Consider the following 21,769-nt stretch of genomic DNA (forward strand, 5'->3'; position numbering starts at 1 on the left):
CTGTTCTCGGTGCCCGAGGGCCGGATGGCGGTCGGCCTCGGCATCCACGGCGAGCCCGGGATCGACGAGGTCGACATCCCGAGCGCCGCGGAGCTAGCGGGCATGTCGGCGTCGAGGAGGGGCCGGTCATGGGCCCGATCGGCCGGGTTCTGCTGGTGGCGATGCCCGGGGAACGCGAGAACGGCCTGAACCCGTCCGGGAGGGCGGGTTCAGGCCGTCGTGGCTCGGCGGCGGTGTCGAAGGGCGTCGACTCCGCCGGCGAGCGGTCAGTGGGCGGAGCGGTTGCGCCGGCGACGACGCCCGACGAGCACGCCGAGCGCGCCGAGGGCGGTGAGGATCCCGGCGGTGGAGAGCGCGCCGGCCGCGTCGGACCCGGTCTCCGCGAGGCGGTTCTTCGACGCCTCGGCGGCGTTCGAGCTCTTCGTGGTGGAGCCCGTGGTGCCGGCGGCTGCGGGCACGACGGGGGCCGGGGTGGTCGGTGAGGGCTCCGGTGCCGGGGTGGGTGCCGGAGGGGTGGGCGCCGGAGGGGTGGGCGTCGCCGGCGGGGTCGGGGTGGGTGCCGGCGGGGTGGGCGTGGGCGTCGGGAGGGCGAGTCGGGCGGTGACGGGTGTGCTGATCGGTTCGATCTCCTCCCCGGAGAGGTCGAGTCCGTCGACGATGTCGTCGAGCACGGTGTAGCCGTTGGTGAGGTCGGCCTGGGTGAGCTCGGTCGTGGAGGTCAGCTCGTCGGTCTCGCCGGGCTGCAGGTCGAAGAAGTTCTCCGCGGTCCTGCTGGTGATGTCGTAGACGGTGTCGGCGCGGGTGTTGGTGACCGTGATGGTCCACTCGACCTCGGTGCCGACCGCGGGGTTCTCGCCGGGCGCGAGGACGAGCTCGCCGCTGGCGGACACCTCCAGCGCGCCCTGGGAGGCCGGGGTGGGCGTCGGTGTCGGTGCGGGCGTGGGGCCCGGAGGGGTCGGGGTGGGTGCAGGCGGGGTGGGAGTGGGTGTCGGGGTGGGTGCAGGCGGGGTGGGAGTGGGTGTCGGGGTGGGTGCAGGCGGGGTGGGAGTGGGCGTCGGGGGAGGTGTCGGCGTGGGTGTCGGGCTGGGGAGGGCTAGTTCGCCGTTGAGGTGTGCGTAGGTCAATGCGCCGCGAGGTGTCGTCGCGTCGACGAACACATCCAGGTCGGCGTAGCCGTCCGCGAGTTGCTTCTGGTCGAGGGTGGTCGACGTGGTCACCTCGCGGGCCTGACCGGGTTCGAGGCGGAAGCCTGGTTCGGCGAAGACGGTGGCGACGTCGTCGAGGGGGACGTCGCCGGTGTTCGTGACCGTGACCGTCCACGTCACCTGGGTGCCGACCTGGGGCTTCTCGCCGGGTTTGAGGACGAGTTCGCCGCGGGCGGTCGCGCTCAAGGAAGCGCCCCGGGCGGGTGTCGGCGCCGGGGTGGTCGGGGTGGGGGTCGGGGCCGTCGGAGTGGGCGCCGGCGTGGTCGGAGTCGGGGTCGGTGTGGGCGTCGGGTTGGGGAGAGTCAGTCGGCCGCGGACGCGTGTGTAGACCGAGACGCCGTCGGGTGTCCTCGCGCCGGTGAACTCGTCGAGGACAGCGGAGCCCTCCGTGAGTTGCTTCTGCGTGAGGGTGGTCGACGAAGTCAGCTCGAGGGCCTGGCCGGGTTCCAGATGGCGGCCGGGTCCCGCGATCGTTCGGGCCACGTCGTCGAGGGGGACGTCGCCGGTGTTGGTCACCGTGACGGTCCACTTCACCTGGGTGCCGACCGTCGGCTTCCCGCCCGGCGGGAGGACGAGCTCGCCGACTGCGGTCGCGCTGAAAGCGGCGCCCTTCGCAGTCGCGCTCGCGATCGGCGTCGGGGTGGCCGTCGGCACCACGGCGGCGTGGGCGGCCGTGGCGGAGCCGAGCAGCCCGACGGACAGGGCGAGGGAGGCGGCGACGGTGAACGGGGTCCCGGCGCAGCGGCGCGGGCGGAGGGAGTCGGGACGACGGTGCACGGGGCTCCTCGAGAGGTGATGAAAGACGAGACGACGAATGCTCGCATCCACCCGCATCGGCCGTCGAACATCTGGCGCAGGCAAGACGGTCTGGCGTTCACAGCGCACGCTGGCGCGGGCGATGGTTCTCGGGCTGGTGAGCTCCGCTGTGACAGGTCGTGCGACCCTCCCGCCTGCGCAGTGGTGATCGTGCGGGGAGCGCGGGAACGGCCCGGGTCCGATTGAGACGCGGGCCCGGGCCGTTCCCGATCACCGGTGGCGTCGAAGGGCGACCGTGCCGAGGGTGAGGATCCCGGTGGCGGACATCGCTCCCGCCACGCCGGAACCGGTCTCTGCGAGGCGGCGCTTCGATGCCGTCGTGGCCGAGGAGCTCGTGCCAGCCGAACTCTTCGCGGTCGAGCCGGGCGGGCAGGTACGAAGGACGCAGGGGTACCTGATCAGGTCGCCGGCACCGGGGCGGCCGGGGCGAGCGCCGGAGTGGCCGGCGAGGGGCCCGGAAGCGCCGAAGCGGGTGCCGGTGCGGTCGGGCTCGGAGTCGGGCTGGGGAGGACGAGGAGGCCGCGGATGCGTGCGGAGACTCGTGCGCCGTCACGGATCGTTGCGCCGGTGAACACATCGAGGTCCTGGTATCCGGCCGCGAGTAGCTTCTGGTCGAGGATGGTCGACGATGTCAGGTCGCGGGACTGGCCGGGCTTCAAGACGAGGCGGTAACCCGCGATCGGGAAGGCGACGTCGTCGAGGGGGACGTCGCCGGTGTTGGTGAGGGTGATGGTCCACTTCACCTCGGTGCCGACCGTCGGCTTCTCGCCGGGCTTGAGCACGAGCTCGCCGCGGGCGGTGGCCGTGAGCACGCCCTGACCGGCTGGGACGGGTGCCGATGTGGTCGGACTCGGGCTGGGGAGGTCGAGGCGGCCGCTGAGGCGTGCGGCGATTAATGCGCCGTCAGGTCTGGTCGCCGTGGCGAAATCATCGAGGTTGGCGAAGCCGGTCGCGAGTCGCTCTTGGTCGAGGGTGGTCGACGAGGTCAGTTCGCGGGCCTGGCCGGGTTCCAGATGCAGGCCGGGTCCAGCGAATTTCGAGGCGGTGTCGTCGAGGGGGACGTCGCCGGTGTTGGTGACCGTGATGGTCCATTTCACCTCGGTGCCGACCGTCGGCTTCTCGCCGGGCTTGAGGACGAGCTCGCCGCGAACGGTCGCCGTTAGCGCGCCCTGACCTGCCGGGACGGGTGCAGGCGTGGTCGGAGTCGGAGTCGGCGTCGAGAGGGGGAGTCGGGCGAGAAGGTCGGCCCCGACTCTCGCACCTGTGGGCGTTGCTCCCGAGACCAGGGCGTCGAGGTCGGCGTAGCCGTTGGTGAGGTTCTTCTGGTCGAGAGTGCTCGTCAAGGTCACTTCACGGGTCTGGCCGGGCTCGAGGGTGAAGGGCACTTCGACGAGTGCGGGGGCGACGTCGGTGAGGGGGACGTCGCCAGTGTTCGTGACCGTGACGAACCACTTCACCTGGGTGCCGACGGCCGGCTTCTCGCCCGGCACGAGCACGAGCTCACCGCGGCTGGTCGCGCTCAGCGCGGGGGTGATGACGCCGGCGCTCGCGGTAGGGGTCGGAGTGGCCGTCGGCGCCACGGCGGCGTGGGCGGCCGTGGCGGACCCGAGCAGCCCGACGGTCAGGGCGAGGGAGGCGGCGACGGTGAACGGGGTGCCGGCGCAGCGGCGCGGGCGGAGCGGGTCAGGACGACGATGCATGGAGGCTCCTCAGGAGTGGATGGAAGAACAGACGACGAATGCTCGCATCCAGCCGGATCGGCTGTCGAACATCTGGCACAGGCGAGACGGTCTGGCATCCGCAGCGCACCGTGGCGCGGGCGATGGATTTGAGACTGATGAGCTCGGCGGTCACGGGCTGCGCGATCTTCCCGCCCGCGGTGGGGGCGATCGTGCGGTGAGCGCGGGAACGGCCCGGGTCCGCTGAAGAAGCGGGCCCGGGCCGTGGTGGATCGCCGGTGGCGTCGAAGGGCGTCGACGTCACCGGCGATCGGTCAGTGGCCGGCTCGGTCGGTGGCCGGACGGGTGCGGCGACGACGGCGGCCGACGAGCACGCCGATCGCGCCGAGTGCGGTGAGGATCCCAGCGGCGGACAGCACGCCCGCTGCGTCGGACCCGGTCTCGGCGAGGCGGCGCTTCGATGTCTCAGCGGCGGCCGGGCTCGTCGCAGTCGAGCTCTTCGCGGCCGCGCCGGCCGAGCCGGCTGAGCCGGTGGATCCGGTCGAGCCCATCGGGCCCGTCGAGCCCGTCGTACCGGCGGTCGCGGGCAGGACAGCTGCCGGGGTGCCTGTCGCGGGTGCGGGTCCCGGGGCGACCGGAGCCGCCGTCGGAGTGGCCGGTGTGGGGCTCGCAGGGGTCGGGCTCGGGGTGGGCGTCGACGGAGGTGCGGGTGTGGTGGGTGTGGGTGTGGGTCCCGGAGGGGTGGGCGTCGAGGTAGGTGCGGGCGAGGTGGGTGTGGGCGAGGGCGTGGGCGCCGGAGGAACCGGGGCGGCGAAGGTGAGCTTGGAGGTGAGGAAGGTCGTTGTCTCGACACCTTCGGGGCTCTTCGCGGTGAGGAGCGTCTTGAGGACGGCGAACCCGTCGGTGAGGTCACCTTGAGTCAAGGTGGTCGACGTCTTCAGCTCGCCGCTCTTGCCGGGCTCGAGATCGAGGCTGTCGCCGTCGGGCTTGGCGGTGACGTCGCGGACGGGGACTTTTCCGATGTTGGTGACCGTGATGGTCCACGTCACCTCGGTGCCGACCTTCGCGGTCTCGCCGGGCAGGAGGACGAGCTCACCGTGGGCGGAAGCCTTGACCAAGGGGCTCAGCACCGGTGTCGGGGTGGGTGCGGGCGTCGGGCTGGAGAGGGCGAATTGGCCGCTGACGCGTGCGAGGACTGCTTCACCGTCAGGTGTCGTACCGCCGGTGAACTCGTCGAAGTAGGCGTAGCCGTCCGCGAGTTCCTTCTTGTCGAGGGTGGTCGACGAGGCGAACTCGCGGCCCTGGCCGGGTTCCAGATGGAGGCCGGGCCCGGCGAACGTTGTGGCGACGTTGTCGAGGGGGACGTCGCCGGTGTTCGTGATGATGATGGTCCACTTCACCTCGGTGCCGAGCGCCGGCTTCTCGCCCGGCTTGAGCACGAGCTCGCCGCGCACGGTCGCCGTCAGGGCGCCCTCACCGGCGGGGACGGGCGCCGGCGTGGTCGGGGTGGGTGCAGGTGTCGTCGGAGTGGGCGCCGGCGTGGTCGGAGTCGGAGCGGGGGTGGGCGTGCGGAGGTCGATCCGGCTGGAGAGGGGAGTGGCGACAGTTGCGCCATTCGGGGTCTTTCCGCTGATGGGGAGGTCGGCGTCCAGGTAGCCGTCGGTGATTTCCTTCTGGTAGATATCGCCGAGCACAGTCAGTTCGCGGGTCTGGCCGGGCTGCAGGTCGAAGCCGCCTTCGACGAGCGCGGCGGCGACGTTGGTGAGAGGGACATCGCCGGTGTTCGTGACCGTGATGGTCCACTTCACCTGGCTGCCGACCTGGGGCTTCTCGCCCGGCTTGAGAAGGAGCTCGCCGCGGGCGGTCGCGCTCAGGGAGGCGCCCCGCGCGGGTGTCGGAGTCGGTGCCGGTGTCGTCGGAGTGGGCGCCGGTGTCGTCGGAGCGGGCACAGGTGTCGTCGGAGCGGGCACAGGTGTCGTCGGTCTGGGCGTCGGCGTCGGCGTGGCCGTGGGGATGGCCGTGGGCGTGGGCGTGGGCGCGGGTGCGGGCGCGGGGGTGGGGAGGTCGTGTCGGGCGGTGATGGGGGTGGTGATCTCGGTGTCGGTGGGGGTGAGTGCGGTGGCCTGGGTGGTGAGGAGGGCGTAGCCGTTGCTGATGATGTTCTGGGTGAGGAGGTCCTGCTCGATGAAGTCGTGCTTCTCGCCGGGCTGGAGGGTGATCAGTCCGGCGCTGAAAGTGGTGGCGACGTTGTGGAGGGGGACGTCGCCTGTATTGGTGACCGTGATGGTCCACCTCAGCGGTGTGCCGGAGGCCAGCTTCTCGCCGGGCTTGAGGAGGAGCTCGCCGCGGGCGGTCGCGCTCAGGGAGGCGGAAGCGGCGGTCGCGCTCGCGGTGGGGGTCGGAGTGGCCGTCGGCGCCACGGCGGCGTGGGCGGCCGTGGCCGAGCCGAGCAGCCCGACGGTCAGGGCGAGGGAGGCGGCGACGGTGAACGGGGTGCCGGCGCAGCGGCGCGGGCGAAGGGAGTCGGGACGACGATGCACGGAGGCTCCTCGGAAGTGGATGGAAGGTGAGACGACGAATGCTCGCATCCTCACATTCGGACCGTCGAACATCTGGCACGGACGGGACGGTCTGGCGCCCGTAGCGCACGCTGACGCGGCACGGTCGACTGGCGCAGCCGTGTCCTCCGGCGCCGCTCGGCCCGCTACAGGAAGCGCAGCGCCAGGTGCAGGTCGACGCGGTCGGCCATCGCGGAGAGGTCGCGGCCGGTCAGCGCCTCGATCCGCTGCATCCGGTAGCGGAGGGTGCTGGCGTGCAGGTGCAGGCGGTCGGCGGCCTGGCGCCAGGAGCCGCCGCTCTCGAGGAAGACGCGCAGGGTCTCGACCATGTCGCTGCGGTGCTCGTCGTCGTAGCGGACGAGCGGTCCGAGGACGGCGAGCGCGAAGGCCGCGCGGGTGCGCGGCGCGACCAGCTCGAGCAGGGCGTCGCTCGAGACGGGGACCGTGTGCTCGACGATCGAGACGGGCTCGTCGGAGGAAGCGCGGCTCGCGCGCTCCCTGGCCGCGAGGAGTGAGACCCCCAGCTGCTCGACGGCGCGCGAGGCATCGCCCACGCCGATCGCGATCCGGCGCTCGTGCAGCAGCCACGGCGCCGCCTCGACCGCGGAGCGCAGCGCGGGCCCGGGCGACGACCTCTCGTCCGCGGGATCGCCGAGCAGCAGCACGGCGGCCCCGTCGAGCACCGCGCCCAGCGCCCGCGCGTGCTCGCGCTCGGCGGCCGCGCGCAGCGGCTGCAGCAGCGCCTCCGGGGGCAGCGACGGGTCGTCGGTGCGCGCGACGACCACCCGGAGCGGCGCGCCGAGGCGGAAGCCGAGCAGCCGCAGCCGCACGGCGGTCTCGGACTCGGGCAGCTCGTCGTGCAGGAGCGCCCGGAGCAGATCGAGCAGCGGCGCGGCCGACGCGCGCTCGCGCTGGCGGGCGAGGTCGAGCCGGCCGGCGACCGCGCCGGCGAGCAGCTCGACGCCGTCCGCGGTCTCCTCCGACCAACCGCGCTGATCGCCGGTGACGACGAGCACCCCGAGCCGCTCGCCGGCGGCGGAGAAGAGGGCCCGGCGGGAGAGCGAGCGGCCGTGCTCGGTGACCTCCCAGCGGCTGTCGGGGGAGGAGAGCGAGGCCTCCCAGGCGGCACCGTAGTCGGCGGCCGTGGGCAGTCCGCCGGCGGAGGCGACCAGGGTGCCGGCGCGGTCGACCGCCCAGCTGCCGTGTGCGAACTCCTCGAAGAAGGCGCGCAGAGCGACCTGGACGCCCTCGCCCGAGGCGGGGTCAGCGAGCAGGCGCCGGGCGAACCGCGCCTCGCGGCCGAGCGTCGGCAGGTCGGCCTGCGCGATCACTCCGGCGACCGTCTGCGCGATGGTCTTGAACGACACGTCCGGCGCCACCGTCAGCAGGGCGATGCCGTGCCGGCGGCAGACCTCGAGCATCCCCTCCGGGAGCGAGCCGACCGCGATCAGGCCGACGACGATGGCCACGACTCCGCGGTCGGCGACGCCGCCGACGAAGCGCTCCACGCTCTCCCGGCCGGAGGTCCAGAGCGCGCTCGTCAGCACCACGTCGCCGGGGGAGAGGAAGCGTCCCGGATCCGGCAGGTCGATCGTGTAGGTGCCCGAGATCGCACGGGCCAGCTGCACGTCGTCGCCGCCGACCAGGGTGAGCTGCAGCTCCGGGTGGCCGAGCAGCTCGCGGACGTTCACCCAGGTCTCCTCGTTCGTGCGGCGGACGCTCTCAGACTAGGCGGCGGGCCGAGAGCCCGGCGACGAGCCGCCGGTGCCGGCTGAGTGGGTCTGCGGACTCGACTTCCGGGGGTGGGGGATCTCGATACGCCCGCTGCGCGGGCTACTCGATCAGCATGGGCGGCTCAGCGGATGCCGCTGCGGGCGAAGCCCTGGACGAAGTAGCGCTGGAACGCGAGGAACAGCAGCACCATCGGCAGCACCGAGATCAGCGCGAGCGCCATGCTCGCGGAGTAGTCCGGCGTCGACTGGCCCTTGAGGTAGAGCAGGCCGATCGGCAGCGTGAACAGCTCGTTGTCCTTCAGGGCGATCAGCGGCCAGGCGAAGTCGTTCCAGCTGCCGAGCAGGGTCAGCAGGATGAGCACCGCGATCAGCGGCTTGCTCAGCGGCAGGACGATCTGCAGGAACACGCGCAGGTGGCCGGCCCCGTCGATCCGCGCGGCCTCGATCAGCTCCTCCGGGATGGAGAGGAAGAACTGCCGGGCGAGGAAGATCCCGAAGGCCGCCGCCGCTCCGGGCAGGATCACCGACCAGTAGGTGCCGTAGATCTGCAGCCCGGTGACGAGCTTGAACTGGGCGACCATGATCGCCTGCACCGGGATCATCATCGTCGCGAGCGCCAGCAGGAAGAGCAGGTTGCGGCCCGGGAAGCGCAGCCGCGCGAACCCCCAGCCTGCCAGCAGGTTGAGCACCACGGTGAACGCGGTGACGAAGGCGCCGATGACGACGGAGTTGACGAACCACTCGCCGACCGGGAAGCGGGCGAAGACGGTGGCGAAGTTCTCCAGCGAGATCTCGCTCGGCCAGAACTGCGGCGGGCCGGGCGAGAACACCTCGCCGCGCGGCGAGAACGCGATGACGAGCATCCAGTAGAGCGGGAAGAAGACGATCGCCGAGGCGATCACGGCGACGACGATGCGGACGACGAGTCCGGTGCGCGAGCCGTCGCGAGTGGAGCGGCGGCGCTTGGGCGCGTCGCGGACGGTCGCGGCCGCGACGGCGGCGGGCGTGGTGAGGGTGGAGGACGTCACAGGAGGCTCCTATTCGACGAGGTCGCGGGTGCGGCTCGTGCGCCACTGCAGGTAGGTGAAGGCGAGGGAGACGAGCAGGATGACGACGCCGAGCGCGGCGCCGTAGCCCTGCTCGCGCACCTGGAAGCCGTTGCGGTAGGCGTAGGTGCCGAGCACGGAGGTGGAGAAGCCCGGCCCGCCGCCGGTCATCACGAAGACGATGTCGAAGACCTGGAACGAGGCGATCACGTTCATGATCAGCAGGAAGAACGTCGACGGGCCGACCAGCGGCACCGTCAGCGACCGGAACTGCTGCCAGCGGGTGGCGCCGTCGATCCGCGCCGCCTCGTAGAGCTCGGGCGAGACGCCCTGCAGGCCGGCGATGTAGATCACCATGTTGAAGCCGATCCGCAGCCAGACCGCGGTGAGCATCACCGAGATCATCGCGGCGGTGCCGTCGGACTGCCAGGAGACCGGCGACGCCCCGAGCGAGGACAGCACCTTGTTGACGATGCCGGAGGACTCGCTGAAGATCGTGACCGCGATCATGCCGGACGCGACTCCGGAGATGACCAGCGGCAGCACGATGATCGTGCGGAAGATCCCGCGGGCCGGCAGCACCGAGTTGAGCAGCACCGCCAGCCCGAGACCGCCGAGCAGCTCCAGTGGGACCGTCACCGCGGTGAAGATCAGCGTGTTGCCGAGGCTCTGCCAGAACACCGGGTCCGCGCCCATCCGCGCGTAGTTGGCGAGGCCGACCCACTCCGGGGTGCCGAAGCCGCGCGACTCCTGGAACGACAGCTGGATCGCCCAGAGGATCGGCACGAACAGGAACAGCGCCATCAGCAGCAGGTTCGGGCCGACGAAGCCGAAGCCCGCGAGCGCCTCGCGAGTGCGGGCGGTGCGGCGCCGGCGCGGCGGCGACCCGCGGAGGGGGACGGCCGTCATCAGCTGGTGGCCTGCGCGATCGCGTCGCTCAAGCCGGACAGCGCCTCCTCGGTGCTGCGGCCGCCGACGAACGCCTCCTCGAGCTGGTCCTGCATCGCGACCGAGATCTGCGCGAGGAACGGAGAGGTGAGCTGCTGCACGTCGCGCGGGGTGATCGTGGCGGCCTGCTCGACGAAGACGGGCATCACGTCGGCACGGACGGCGAAGTCGATCGAGGCGGGGTCGATGTCGGTGCGGGTCGGCAGCTCGTTGGTGGCGGCGCAGAACTCGGCCATGTTCTCGGCCTCGGTCATGAAGGAGAGGAACTCGGCCGCGAGGTCGGGGTTGTCGGTCTCGGCGGTGGCGACGAGGGCGTTGCCGCCGAGGTCGGTCGCGCCGCGGGCGTCGACGGGCATCGGGGTGGCGGTCCACTCGAAGTCGGCGAGGTTGTCGACGTCCGGCACGAGGAACGAGCCGACGAAGGACATCGCGACGCTCTGCTCGGTGAAGAAGGAGTCGGCGTAGGTGGCGGACTTGACCGAGCTGGTCGGCGGGACCCAGTCGTTCTCGAAGAAGCTCTTGGTGAAGCCGAGGGCCTTGGCGCCGGCCTCGGAGTCGATGGCGGGCGTGGTGCCGTCCTCCTCGAGCAGGGCGCCGTCGGCCTCGAACAGCCAGCTCAGCCAGCGCGGGGTGCCGCCGAGCTGCCAGTTGGCGGCGAACGGGTACTGCTCGGCGGGGAGCGAGGCGCGGAGCTTCGTCGAGACGTCGGCGAACTCCTCCCAGGTCCAGGCGTCGGCGGCCGTGGTCGGGATGTCGGTGACGCCCGCGGCGGCGAGCAGCTCGGTGTTGACGAGCAGCGCCGAGACGTCGGTCTGGTGCGGGACGCCGTAGGGGGTGCCCTCGAACGACACGGCCTCCTGGAAGGCGGGGGTGAAGGAGTCGAACTCGTCGATGCGGTCGCTGAGGTCGAGCAGCTGGCCCTGGCTGGAGTAGACGCCGAGGTTGCCGTAGTCGACGCGGAAGACGTCGGGCGCCTCGCCCGAGCTGAGCTGCGCGTCGATGTTGCTGAACATCTGGTCGTAGGGGACGACGTTGAGCTCGACGCTCGCGCCGTCGTTCGCGGCCTCGAAGTCGGTGATCAGCGACTCGAAGGCCGCCTGCTCCGACTCGCTGGCCCAGGTGGTGAAGGTGATGGAGTCGCCGTCGGCGGAGTCGCCGCCACCGCCGCCGAAGCCGCTGCAGGCGGTGAGGGCGAGGGTGGAGGCCGCGAGGGCGGCGAGGGGGAGGAGTCGTCTGCGCATGAGGGGCGGGTCCTTACTTCTATGGGTGCTGTACTTCTACGGGTGCTGTGCGGGTGCGGTGCTGCGGAGTGCGGTGCGGCGGGGTGCGGTGCTGCGAGGTGGGATGCCGCGGGGTGGTCTAGGCGGCCGGCTGCCCGAGCCGGTCGAGGGCGGTCTCGACGAGCGAGACCAGGCCGTGCGGGCCGAGCTGGCCCTCGAGGAGCGCCCGCCGCTCCTCCTCCTCGTCCGGCGTCCGAGCCGGAGCGAGCGAGCGGAGGACGGTGGTCGCGACGTCCTCGACCGCGCGGACGCAGCCGAAGCGGGCGATCCGCTCGTCGTCGATCAGGGTCTCGCCGTAGCCGGCCCGGAAGGCGCGGCGCTGGGCGTCGGTGATCGGGCGGGCGAAGATCACACCGAGCTCGACCAGGAGCAGGTCGACCTCGCGCGGGGCGACGGTGGCCTCGTCGAAGTCGATCAGCCAGGGACTGCCGTGCGCGTCGATCACGACGTTGCCGGGGTGCGGGTCGCCGTGCACGGGGACGCGGGCTGTGGGGACGCGCGAGCGCTTCAGGCGCCGCTCGGCGCGGGCGAGGGCGTGCAGGCGGTCGCGCAGCTCGGTGGTCAGGTGCTCGTCGACCTCGGCGAGCAGCGCGGCGGGCGGGCGCTGGGCGCGGCGGATCCCGCGGCGCGGCGGGACGGCGCCGGCGGGCGGGGCGGAGTCGTGCACGCCGCGCAGCACCGCGCCGAATTCCTCCCAGGGCAGCGCGTCCTCACCGGAGTCGACGGCGTCGTCGCCGATGATCCAGGGGGCGAGCGAGACGAGGAGGCCGGAGTCCTCGGTCCAGGGGCGGCCGTCGCTGGCGCGGGTGGGCGCGGCGATGCCGGGCGCCCGCGCGTCGCCGAGGGCGGAGGCGAGGGCGAGGCCGAAGCGGCCGTCGCGGCGGGAGGCCTTGACGCTCCACGGGGCGCCGGCGTCGTCGGTCGCGAACCAGACCTGAGCGCCGTGGTCGAGGCCGCCGATGATCGGCAGGAAGTCGACCAGACGGACGCCGAAGTCGCGCTCGACGACGGTCCGCACCCAGGCGCTGCGCTCGTCGATCGTGTCCATCCCGCCCATCGTCGCGCGGGAGGCGTCCCCTGAACACGTACTTGCGCATTCGCCGGATGTGCTGTGCGAGTTCTCACGCGCGGGCGCGCGGAGGGCTCGTGGAGAGCTCACGCGGGCGGTCTGCGGGGTCCTGCGTGCAGAACATCAGCCAGGAATGCCGCTCATCGCTGATGGGCGATGAGAGGTGCTCTCAGCTGATGTTCTGCGCGGAGCCGGCGGTCGAGCCCGCCCCGGCGGGCAGGATCACGCGGAAGCGCGCTCCGGCGGCCCCGGGGAGGCAGACGAGGTCGCCGCCGAGGGCGCGCGCGAGGCCGCGGGCGATGGGCAGGCCGAGGCCAGAGCCGCCGTCCGCGCGGTTGCGGGCGTCGTCGAGGCGGACGAGCCGGTCGAAGACGCGGTCGCGGTCGGCCTCGGGGACGCCGGGGCCGTCGTCGTCGACCGTCACGGTGACCCGGCCGTCGGCATGCGCGAGCGTGACGTCGATCCGGGAACGGGCGAAGCGGGCGGCGTTCTCTAGCAGGTTGCCGACGATCTGGCCGAGCCGGTCGGCGTCGGCGTGCACGGGCGGCGCTGCGGGGTCGCGATGCAGGACGATCTCGGGGCCGGAGTCGCGCAGCAGCTGCCGCTCGATCGCGGCGGCCGCCACCGCGCCGGCGTCCAGCGGCCGGGCGTCCAGGGCGAGACCCTCGTCGAGCCGCGCCATCAGCAGCATGTCCTGGATGAGCCGGCCGGCCCGCAGCGATTCGCGGACCACGTGCACCGACAGCCGCTCGCGCTCCTCCTCGGTGCCGTCGGCGCGGACCAGCGCGTCGGCGGCCGCCTGGATGCCGGCGACCGGGGTGCGCAGCTCGTGCGCGGCGTCCGAGACGAAGGCGCGCATCCGGCGCTCGGCGGCCAGGGCGGACTGCTCGGCCTGCTCGAGGTCGTCGAGCATCTCGTCGAACGCCGTGGCCGTGCGGCCGAGCTCGGTGCCGGGCCGCGAGGGGCGCAGGCGCCGGCCGCGGTCGCCGTGCGCGATCGAGCGGGCGACGGTCGTCATCCGCTCGAGCGGGCGCAGGGTCGCGCGGACCACCAGGACGAGGGCGCCGGCGGCGAGCAGGAGGAACACGGCCGAGGCGCCGAGCAGGATCCCGTTCAGCGACGCGAGGGTCGAGCCCACCGAGCCCGCCTCGCTGCTGAGCGTCAGGACGGTTCCGTCGCTGAGGACGGACTGCAGGGTGATCAGGCCGTCGTCGCCGGAGACGCTGCTCGAGGCGACGGTGACGGTGGCGTCGCGCGGCGTGGGAGCGGTGGCGCCGGTGCTGCCGGGCGGGCTCGGCGGCTCGCCCAGCTGGTCCGCCGCTCCCGGCCCCTGACGCAGCTGCTCGGGGCTCGGGCCGGCGACGACCTCCTCGCCGTCGGGGCTCTGGATCCGCACCGCGACACCCTGCGCCGAGAGCCGCGAGGCGAGCTCGTCGTCGGCGATCGTGCCGACCAGGGCGGCGGCCGCGGAGGCGCGGTCGGCCAGGCGCTCCTCGATCTGGTCGCGGAGGCGCTCGCCGAGTACGACCTGCACCGTCGCGGACAGCGCCAGCAGCAGCACCGCCAGAAGGGCGAGCACGGCGAGCACAGTGCGCAGGCGCAGGGAGCCGGTGCGCAGCGGGGCGGAGGCGGGGCGTGCGGAGGCGGTGCCCGCGGCGTCGGCGCCTGCCGGCACGCTCATGCCTCCACCCGGTAGCCGAGCCCGCGGACGGTGTGGATGAGGCGGTCGCCGTGCGCCTCCATCTTCTTGCGGAGCGAGCTGAGGTGCACCTCGACGAGGTTGGGGTCGACGTGGTCGTAGCCCCAGACCTGGGTGAGGATCTGCGTCTTGGTCAGCGTGCGGCCGCGGCTTCCCGCGAGGAACGCGAGCAGCCGGAACTCGGTCGCGGTGAGGTCGAGGGGCTCGCCGCCGCGGCGGGCGCGTCCGGCGTCGGGGTCGACGACCAGGTCGCCGATCTCGATGATCGAGGGGACGCGGCCGCGCCGGCGGAGCACCGCGGTGACCCGGGCGACCAGCTCGGCGAGCACGAACGGCTTCACCACGTAGTCGTCGACGCCCTCGTCGAAGCCGCGGAGCCGGTCGTCGACGGCGTCGCGCGCGGTCAGCATGATCACGGCCGCGTCGCTGGTGCGCCGGATCCGCTCGGCGAGCACGATGCCGCTCGGGCCGGGCAGCATCCAGTCGAGCACGACCAGGTCGGGCGCGAAGTCGGCGAGCTCGCGGGCGAGGTCCTCGCCGGTCGGCAGGGCGCGCACGGTGTAGCGCTCGCCGCGGAGGGCGGCCTCGACGGAGGAGCGGATGGCATCGTCGTCCTCGACGAGGAGCACGCGGGCGGAGGGGAGCATGCTCCGACCGTAGGGGGCGCGGATCGGCGTCGACCGCCACTCCGCTGGGGAGCCTCTGTTCTTAAGGACCGCTTCAGATTCGGCTCGGAATCTGAAATGGAACCGGCCGCAACCGCTCCCGAACGGGAACGGCACCGGGCCGGACCGAGGAGACTCCCATGAGCAAGACCCCCGACAGCCGCACCCCCGGAACCCAGGGCTCGGGTTTCGGCCCGCGCCGCCCCCGGACCCGCACGATCGCCCTCTGCATCGCCGCCGGCGCGCTCGGCTTCGCGGCGATCGGCTCGACCGCCGCCTTCGCCGATTCCGCGCCCACCTCCGGCTCGACGAGCTCGAGCACGATCGAGACGACGCCGAGCGCGACGGCCAGTGCGACGCCGACCCCGGACTCCAGCGACGCGCCGACCCTCACCGGTCCGGCCTCGACCGGCCCGGCCGCCTGCGGACCCGCGGGCGCCGGACTGCCGAAGCCCCCGGCGCCCGGTGCGGACGGCACGATGCCGACGCCGCCCGCCGCGCCTGCCGAGGGTGAGGCGCCAACCCCGCCCGCGGCGCCTGCTGACGGCGAGGCGCCGACGCCTCCCGCGGCTCCGGCCGAGGGCGAGGCGCCCACGCCTCCCGCGGACGGCTCGATGCCGACCCCGCCGGCGGCCCCCGCTGACGGCGAGGCGCCGACGCCTCCGGCCGCTCCCGCCGACGGCGAGACGCCGACCCCGCCGGCTGCCCCTGCCGACGGCGAGGCGCCCACGCCTCCCGCCGCGCCCACCGACGGCGCGACGGCGACCCCGCCGGCCGACGGTGTGCTCCCCACTCCGCCCGCCGCGCCCGCGGACGGCGACGCCGTGACGCCGCCGACCCCGCCGGCCGCCCCCTCGGGCGCCTGCGACCTCCCGGCGCCCCCAGCCGACGGCTCCGCCCCGACCCCGCCCGCGCCGCCGGCCGCCGGTGAGGCGCCCGCCGGTCCCGCACGCCCCGGCACCGGCCCTGCCGCCGGTGACGCTCCCGACGCCGGTGCGACCCCCTCCGCCCCCAGCGACACCGCCACCCCCGAGGAGTCGGACGCCCCCTCCGGCAGCTGACCCCCCCCCCGGGCCGCACCTCCGGCACGCGGAACGACCTCCGGCTCGTCAGAATCCACGGATTCGACGAGCCGGAGGTGTTTCCGCGTGCCGGAGGTCCCGGTCCCGCGGCTTCGGCTCGTGAGATGACGTCGGGCTCGTCGAATTCATGGCTTCCGGTGAGACGAAGGCGCTTCCGCGTGCCGGAGGTGCTGGCCGTCTCGCAGGGCCCACTCCGCTGATCGAGTAGCCCGCGCAGCGGGCGTATCGAGATCCACCGGCGGCAGAAGTGGAGTCTGCAGGCCAGCCGTGCTGGGGACGGTGGGTCTCGATACGCCGCTGCGCGGCTACTCGACCAGCATGGTTCCGCGGGCAGCCGGGCAGCCGCGCAGCCGGGCAGCCGGGCAGCCGGTCAGCGGGTCCAGTCGGGCTCGGGGCTCTGCTGCTGCAGCTCGGCGGCGCGGGCGCGGGTGAGGTGGACGGAGTCGCGGACGCGGGTGGGCATCGGCACGAGGTGCTCGCCGGGCTCGCGGTCGTCGTCGAGGAGGAGGCGGACGGCGAGGGCGCCCATCTCCTCGAAGGGCGCGGCGGCGGTGGTGAGCATCGGGTGCAGGTACACCGCGATGTCGTCGTCGTCGAACGAGACCACCGAGACGTCGCGCCCCACCTGGAGACCGGCCTCACCGAGCGCGCGGTAGGCGCCGAACGAGAGCCGGTCGTTCAGGCAGATCAGGGCGTGCGGCGTGACGCCTGCGGCGAGCAGGTCGCGGACCGCCTCGTAGCCGGCCTTCACCGACCACGGCAGGCAGGGCAGCTGGGCGATCGGGCGGACCCCGTGCGCGCCCAGCGACTCCCAGATGCCCTCGAGCCGGCGCTGCACGGCCAGGCTGAGCCACTCGTCGTCGGGCTGGTCGACGGAGCGGCCGACGATCACGACGCCCTCGGAGTGTCCGGCGTCGAGGAGCAGATCGACGACGTCGACCGCTCCCGCGCGCTCGTCGGCCAGCACGGCATCGGGCCGCGGACCGCCCGGGGAGCCCTCGGGATCGTCGGCGACGGCGTTCAGCATCACCACGGGCGTTCCGCCCACGCGGGCCGGCAGACGGAGGGCGTGCGGCCGGGTCGCGGCGTAGATGATGCCGTCGACCTGACGGTCGGTGAGGGCGTCGACGGCCTCGTCGAGGGCATCCGCCTCGCCCTCGGTCTCGGCGATGAAGAGCACGTGGTTCTGCCGCTTCGCCTCGCGCAGCGCCCCGCGGATGAGGCCGCTCGCGAGCCGGTCGACGGTGACCTGCTCCGAGATGAAGCCGATGATCCGCGACTTCCGCGTGCTCAGCGCCCGGGCGGTGAGGTTCGGCCGGTAGCCGAGCTCGTCGGCCGCGGCGCGCACCCGCTTCGCGGCGTCCTCGGACAGGCGCGTGCCCTGCCGGTCGTTCAGCACGAGAGAGACGGCGGTCGTCGAGACGCCGGCCTTCCGCGCGACGTCGGCCATCGTCACTCGCTGCCGCGCCATCGCGCCCCCTCCGCCGTTCCTGGTCGTCCCATCGTAGATCGATTCTGCTAAAGCGATTGACTTGGCGGGCTAAACCGCATAACTTCGCCAGTCAAGCGGTTTAGCACCGCTACTCGTTCAACGGAGAGGGATGCACATGCGGTCGACCATCGCCGAGGAGGCGCTCGGATGCTGACCCTCGAGGGCTCGTGGGTCTGGGACTTCTGGCTGGCCGACGACGGCGACGAGTTCCACGCCTTCTTCCTACACGCACCGACCTCGCTCGGCGAGGAGGGCCGTCGCCACCGGGCCGCCCGCATCGGCCACGCCGTCTCCTCGGACCTGTCGTCCTGGACCGTGCTCGAGGGCTCGCCGTTCGCGCCGGGAGACATCGGCTCGTTCGACGAGACCGCCACCTGGACCGGGAGCGTCGTCCGCGGCGACGACGGGCTGTGGCGGATGTTCTACACCGGCTCGCGCTTCCTCCACCCCGAACCGCTCGTCGCGAACATCGAGACCATCGGCGTCGCCGTGTCCGCCGACCTGCGCAGCTGGGAGAAGCAGCCCGGCCCGGTCGTCGTCGCCGACCCGCGCTGGTACGAGACCTGGGGCACCTCCGAGTGGAAGGAGGAGGCCTGGCGCGACCCGTGGGTCTTCCGCGACCCGAGTGGCGACGGCTGGCACATGCTCGTCACGGCGCGCTCCACCGAGGGGCCGCTCGACGACCGCGGAGTGATCGGCCACGCCGTCTCGCCCGACCTCGTCAGCTGGGAGGTGCGCCCGCCGCTCTCGCGCCCGGGTGCCGGATTCGCGCACCTCGAGGTTCCGCAGGTCGAGTTCGTCGACGGCCGCTGGCTGCTGCTCTTCTCCTCGACGGAGGACTCGATGACCCCGGCGCACGCCCGAGCCCACCCGCGAGCGGGCACCTGGGCGGTCGAGGTGAACGACCCGACCCGGTGCTACGACCTCTCCGGCGCACGACCCCTGACGAAGGACTCGCTCTACTCGGGCCGCGTCATCCGCGATCGCGCCGGCCGATGGCAGTTCCTCGCCTTCCGCGCCGCCGACGAGAGCGGCGTCTTCCTCGGCGGAATCGTCGACCCGATCGCCCTCGGCTCGGCCGAGCTCGCCGCCGCCGCTCGCTAGCGGTCCCGATCCCGCCGGGGCCCGCAGGCGCGTCCCGGCCGCTACCACTCAGCCTGCACCCCGCATCCGAGGACGGATGCGGTCGCACAGCACCAAGGAGAACCATGAGAAACACACGCACCATCCGCCGCGGCGCCCTGGTCGCCGTCGCGGTCGCCACGGCGATCGCCACGATGACCGGCTGCTCGGCCGGAGGCGGTGGCGGCACGGACGCCGCCGCCGGCGACGGCACCGGAGAGATCAACGTCTGGGCCCACCAGGGCCAGGACAGCGAGAACGCCGCTCTGCAGGCCGCGGTCGACGGCTTCAACAGCTCGCAGGACGAGGTGACCGCGAAGCTGCGGATCATCTCCGGTGACACGTACACCACCACGATCACCAGCACGCCGAAGGACCAGCTCCCCGACGTGCTCGAGATCGACGGACCGACGCTCGCGAGCTTCGTCTACAACGACAAGATCACCCCGATCAGCGACTTCGTCGACCAGGCCACCCTCGACAACGCCACCCCCGGCTCCGTCGCCGAGGGCACCTCGGACGACGAGCTCTACGCGCTGGCGATGTTCGACTCCGCCATGGGCCTCTACGGGAACAAGACCCTGCTCGACGCCTCGGGGATCAGCGTGCCGACCTCGTTCGACACGGCCTGGACGGCTGATGAGTTCTCGGCCGCGCTGAAGACGCTCGCCGCGGCGAACCCTTCGGGCAAGTCCATCGACCTCAACGAGGCCAGCCTGTCGGGGGAGTGGGGCACCTACGGCTTCGCGCCCCTCATCCAGTCCGCGGGCGGCAACCTGATCGAGGACGGCAAGGCCGCCGGCGCCGTGGACTCGGACGCCAGCGTGCAGGCGCTGACCGACTTCGCGTCCTGGAAGGACTACTCCGACCCCAACTCCGACGGAAACGCGTTCGTCGACGGCCGGGTCGCGGTCGCCTGGGGCGGGCACTGGAACTACCCGACCTTCTCCGAGGCGCTCGGCGAGAACCTCGTCGCCCTGCCGCTGCCGGACTTCGGCGACGGCGCCAAGGCCGGCGCCGGCTCCTGGACCTGGGGCATCGGCTCCGGCACGAAGAACGGCGACGCGGCCGGAGCATTCCTGGACTACCTCCTGAACGACCAGAACGTCGGCGCGATGACCACCGCCAACGGCGCCCCGCCCGCGACGAAGACCGCCTTCGCCGCCGACGCCCTCTACCAGGACGGCGGCGGGCTGGCCCTCTGGGGCCAGCAGCTCGCGAACGCCTGCGCAGCGGACGCGATCACGGACGACTGCATCGCCGTCTACCGCCCCGTCACCGCCGGCTACCCGACGATCACCGCGAAGTTCTCCGGAGCCCTCGCCGCGGTCTGGGGCGGCGCGGATCCGAAGGAGTCCCTGACCGACGCGGCCACCGCGATCGACCAGAGCTTCGCGGACAACGACGACTACAAGTAGCCGATCCGGGCGGGCGCTCGCAGCCGGGCGCCCGCCCACCCCCTCCTGCCGTCCGGCACCGACGCCGACAATCGAAGGACTCCGACCGTGGCCTCACCCGTATCGACGCCGATGCGACCCGTCGCTCTCACCCGCGCCCGACCCCGCTTCCGCTGGAAGGACACCCGCGACGGCGCCCTCATGGCCGCCCCGGCGGTCCTCGGACTGATCGCCTTCGTCGCCGTCCCGTTCGTCGCGGCGATCGTGCTCTCGCTCTACAACGTCCAGGTCGACCAGTCCCGCCCCGCGAAGTTCTGGGGGCTCACCAACTACGTCCGGCTCTTCACCGATCCGGTGATCTCGGGGGCGTTCCTGCGCTCGCTGGTCAACAACCTCGTCTTCGCGATCGTCGTGATCCCGGTGCAGACCGGCCTGGCGCTGCTGCTGGCCGTGCTGCTGAACCGCAAGCTCGCCGGCGTGCGCTTCTTCCGCACCTTCTTCTTCATGCCGGTCGTCTTCCCGATGGCCCTCGTCGCGGTCGTCTGGCGGCTCATCCTCGATCGCAGCAGCGACGGGCTGCTGAACTCCTCCGTCACCTTCCTCACCGGCGGGCTCGTCCCGGCGCACGACTGGCTCGGCTCGTCGGCGACCGCGCTCGGCTCGGTGATCCTGCTCTCGATCTGGCAGGGCGTCGGCTTCCAGATGGTGATCCTGCTCGCCGCACTGCAGGAGATCCCAGAGGAGCGCTACGAGGCGGCCCGGCTCGACCGCGCGAACGGCTGGCAGCAGTTCGTCCACATCACGGTCCCGGGCATCCGCAACACGCTGATCTTCGTCACGCTGCTGACGACGATCCTGGCGTTCCGCGTCTACGACCAGGTCTTCATCCTGATCCGCACCGCCGGCGCCAACGAGGAGGGCACCCAGACCCTGCTCTACAACGCGACCCAGGCGATCTACAGCGAGAGCAACCTCGGGCGGGCGTCCGCCATCTCGGTGGTCCTCTTCCTGATCATCGTCGTCATCACCCTGATCCAGCGTCGGGTCCTCCGCCAAGGGAGCGAGAGTTGAGCACAGCATCGGGGCGCCGCACCGCCCGCACTGTCCGCACCGCGCGCACGGCGCGCACCGTCCGCGACTACGTCGTGATGATCGCCGCCGCGGCGCTCATGTTCGCGCCGATCTACTACCTCCTGATCGGCAGCCTCAAGCCGTCCGCGGAGGTGCTCGACGGCTTCGCCGGCTTCCTGCCGACGAACCTCTCCTTCGACAACTACGCCAGCGTCTTCACGGCGCTGAGCTCGGACGCGACCGGCCACTTCTGGCAGTTCTTCGCCAACTCGTTCGTGATCTCGCTCGTGATCGTCGTGGCGGGGCTCGTCGTCAACTCTCTGGCGGGCTACGCCTTCGCCCGGCTGGAGTGGGTGGGCCGCGACAAGGTGTTCCTGCTGATCGTGCTGCTCGTCATCGTGCCGTTCGAGTCGGTCGCGATCCCGCTGATGTCCCTGCTGCAGGGGCAGCGCGACACCCTCCTCGTGCAGATGATCCCGTTCATCGCCAACGCGTTCTCGGTCTTCCTCTTCTACACGTTCTTCCTCAACGTGCCCAAGAGCATGGAGGAGGCGGCCCGGCTCGACGGCCTCGGCGCCTGGGGGACCTTCGTGCGCGTCGTCGTGCCGAACTCGCGCCCGGTCTTCGCGACCGTCGCGATCCTGACCTTCCTCTCCTCCTGGGGCCAGTACCTCTGGCCCTCGCTGGTCACCTCGGATCCCGCCGCCCGGCCGCTGCCGCTGGAGATGAGCGTGTTCTCGGCGCAGGTCCCGCCCGACTGGGGGCAGACGTTCGCCTTCGGCACGCTGCTGGTGCTGCCGGTGCTGATCGTGTTCCTGATCTTCCAGCGCTACTTCGTGCAGTCGGTCGCCGGCTCGGCCGTGAAGGGCTGACCGGCTCGCCTCGACGTCGTCAATAGTGAGTACAC

16 protein-coding genes are annotated in these 21,769 nt (G+C 72.6%); 5 read left to right on the forward strand and 11 right to left on the reverse strand.

All coding sequences use genetic code 11. The annotated features are described in order from the left end of the window. Positions 1-266: 266 nt before the first annotated feature. The 10 genes from EDF35_RS13785 to EDF35_RS13830 all read right to left on the reverse strand — a co-directional run bounded on the left by EDF35_RS13785 (position 267) and on the right by EDF35_RS13830 (position 14,680). Entirely contained in the window at positions 267-1,982 is a 1,716-nt protein-coding gene (locus tag EDF35_RS13785) for an LPXTG cell wall anchor domain-containing protein (RefSeq protein WP_166674112.1), read from the reverse strand. A gap of 437 nt (positions 1,983-2,419) precedes the next feature. Then, complete coding sequence (locus EDF35_RS13790; RefSeq protein WP_133962765.1) at positions 2,420-3,721, reverse strand: hypothetical protein; 1,302 nt, start codon at positions 3,719-3,721, stop codon at positions 2,420-2,422. Between the two features lie 293 nt (positions 3,722-4,014). Then, a complete protein-coding gene (locus EDF35_RS13795) occupies positions 4,015-6,240 on the reverse strand; it encodes an LPXTG cell wall anchor domain-containing protein (protein ID WP_133962766.1) in 2,226 nt (741 codons plus the stop codon). Positions 6,241-6,404: 164 nt separating this feature from the next. After that, the gene (locus EDF35_RS13800) at positions 6,405-7,949 is read right to left on the reverse strand and encodes a PucR family transcriptional regulator (RefSeq protein ID WP_133962767.1); all 1,545 of its coding nucleotides are present in this window, start codon (positions 7,947-7,949) and stop codon (positions 6,405-6,407) included. Between the two features lie 164 nt (positions 7,950-8,113). Beyond that, a complete protein-coding gene (locus tag EDF35_RS13805) occupies positions 8,114-9,019 on the reverse strand; it encodes a carbohydrate ABC transporter permease (protein ID WP_243839985.1) in 906 nt (301 codons plus the stop codon). A 9-nt stretch (positions 9,020-9,028) separates the two neighbouring features. After that, positions 9,029-9,946 (reverse strand): sugar ABC transporter permease, encoded by a 918-nt coding sequence (locus tag EDF35_RS13810; RefSeq protein ID WP_123446973.1) that lies wholly within the window; start codon positions 9,944-9,946, stop codon positions 9,029-9,031. Beyond that, entirely contained in the window at positions 9,946-11,226 is a 1,281-nt protein-coding gene (locus EDF35_RS13815) for a sugar ABC transporter substrate-binding protein (RefSeq protein ID WP_133962768.1), read from the reverse strand. Before EDF35_RS13815 ends, EDF35_RS13810 begins: the two co-directional genes overlap by 1 nt. A gap of 118 nt (positions 11,227-11,344) precedes the next feature. Next, on the reverse strand, positions 11,345-12,313 hold the full coding sequence (locus EDF35_RS13820; RefSeq protein ID WP_166674113.1) for an aminoglycoside phosphotransferase family protein: 969 nt from the start codon (positions 12,311-12,313) through the stop codon (positions 11,345-11,347). Between the two features lie 190 nt (positions 12,314-12,503). Further along, complete coding sequence (locus EDF35_RS13825) at positions 12,504-14,015, reverse strand: HAMP domain-containing sensor histidine kinase (protein WP_133962770.1); 1,512 nt, start codon at positions 14,013-14,015, stop codon at positions 12,504-12,506. After that, the gene (locus tag EDF35_RS13830; RefSeq protein WP_123446969.1) at positions 14,012-14,680 is read right to left on the reverse strand and encodes a response regulator transcription factor; all 669 of its coding nucleotides are present in this window, start codon (positions 14,678-14,680) and stop codon (positions 14,012-14,014) included. The genes EDF35_RS13825 and EDF35_RS13830 overlap by 4 nt, the downstream gene beginning before the upstream one ends. Before the next feature lie 158 nt (positions 14,681-14,838). Between EDF35_RS13830 and EDF35_RS20855 the strand changes: the two genes are divergently transcribed. Then, positions 14,839-15,759 (forward strand): hypothetical protein, encoded by a 921-nt coding sequence (locus tag EDF35_RS20855; RefSeq protein WP_166674114.1) that lies wholly within the window; start codon positions 14,839-14,841, stop codon positions 15,757-15,759. Between the two features lie 391 nt (positions 15,760-16,150). On the opposite strand, the gene EDF35_RS13850 is transcribed toward EDF35_RS20855, so the two are convergent. Next, entirely contained in the window at positions 16,151-17,251 is a 1,101-nt protein-coding gene (locus EDF35_RS13850) for a LacI family DNA-binding transcriptional regulator (RefSeq protein WP_123706410.1), read from the reverse strand. Positions 17,252-17,419: 168 nt separating this feature from the next. Between EDF35_RS13850 and EDF35_RS13855 the strand changes: the two genes are divergently transcribed. From EDF35_RS13855 to EDF35_RS13870, 4 genes are all read left to right on the forward strand, one after another. After that, a complete protein-coding gene (locus EDF35_RS13855; protein WP_133962773.1) occupies positions 17,420-18,376 on the forward strand; it encodes a glycosyl hydrolase family 32 in 957 nt (318 codons plus the stop codon). A gap of 104 nt (positions 18,377-18,480) precedes the next feature. Continuing rightward, positions 18,481-19,812, forward strand: coding sequence for an extracellular solute-binding protein (locus tag EDF35_RS13860; protein WP_133962774.1), 1,332 nt, complete (start codon positions 18,481-18,483; stop codon positions 19,810-19,812). 87 nt (positions 19,813-19,899) lie between these two features. Beyond that, on the forward strand, positions 19,900-20,862 hold the full coding sequence (locus EDF35_RS13865) for a sugar ABC transporter permease (protein ID WP_243839986.1): 963 nt from the start codon (positions 19,900-19,902) through the stop codon (positions 20,860-20,862). After that, complete coding sequence (locus EDF35_RS13870) at positions 20,859-21,734, forward strand: carbohydrate ABC transporter permease (RefSeq protein ID WP_166674115.1); 876 nt, start codon at positions 20,859-20,861, stop codon at positions 21,732-21,734. The genes EDF35_RS13865 and EDF35_RS13870 overlap by 4 nt, the downstream gene beginning before the upstream one ends. Positions 21,735-21,769 lie beyond the last annotated feature (35 nt).

This window comes from Rathayibacter sp. PhB151 (assembly GCF_004366415.1).
GTDB lineage: Bacteria > Actinomycetota > Actinomycetes > Actinomycetales > Microbacteriaceae > Rathayibacter > Rathayibacter festucae.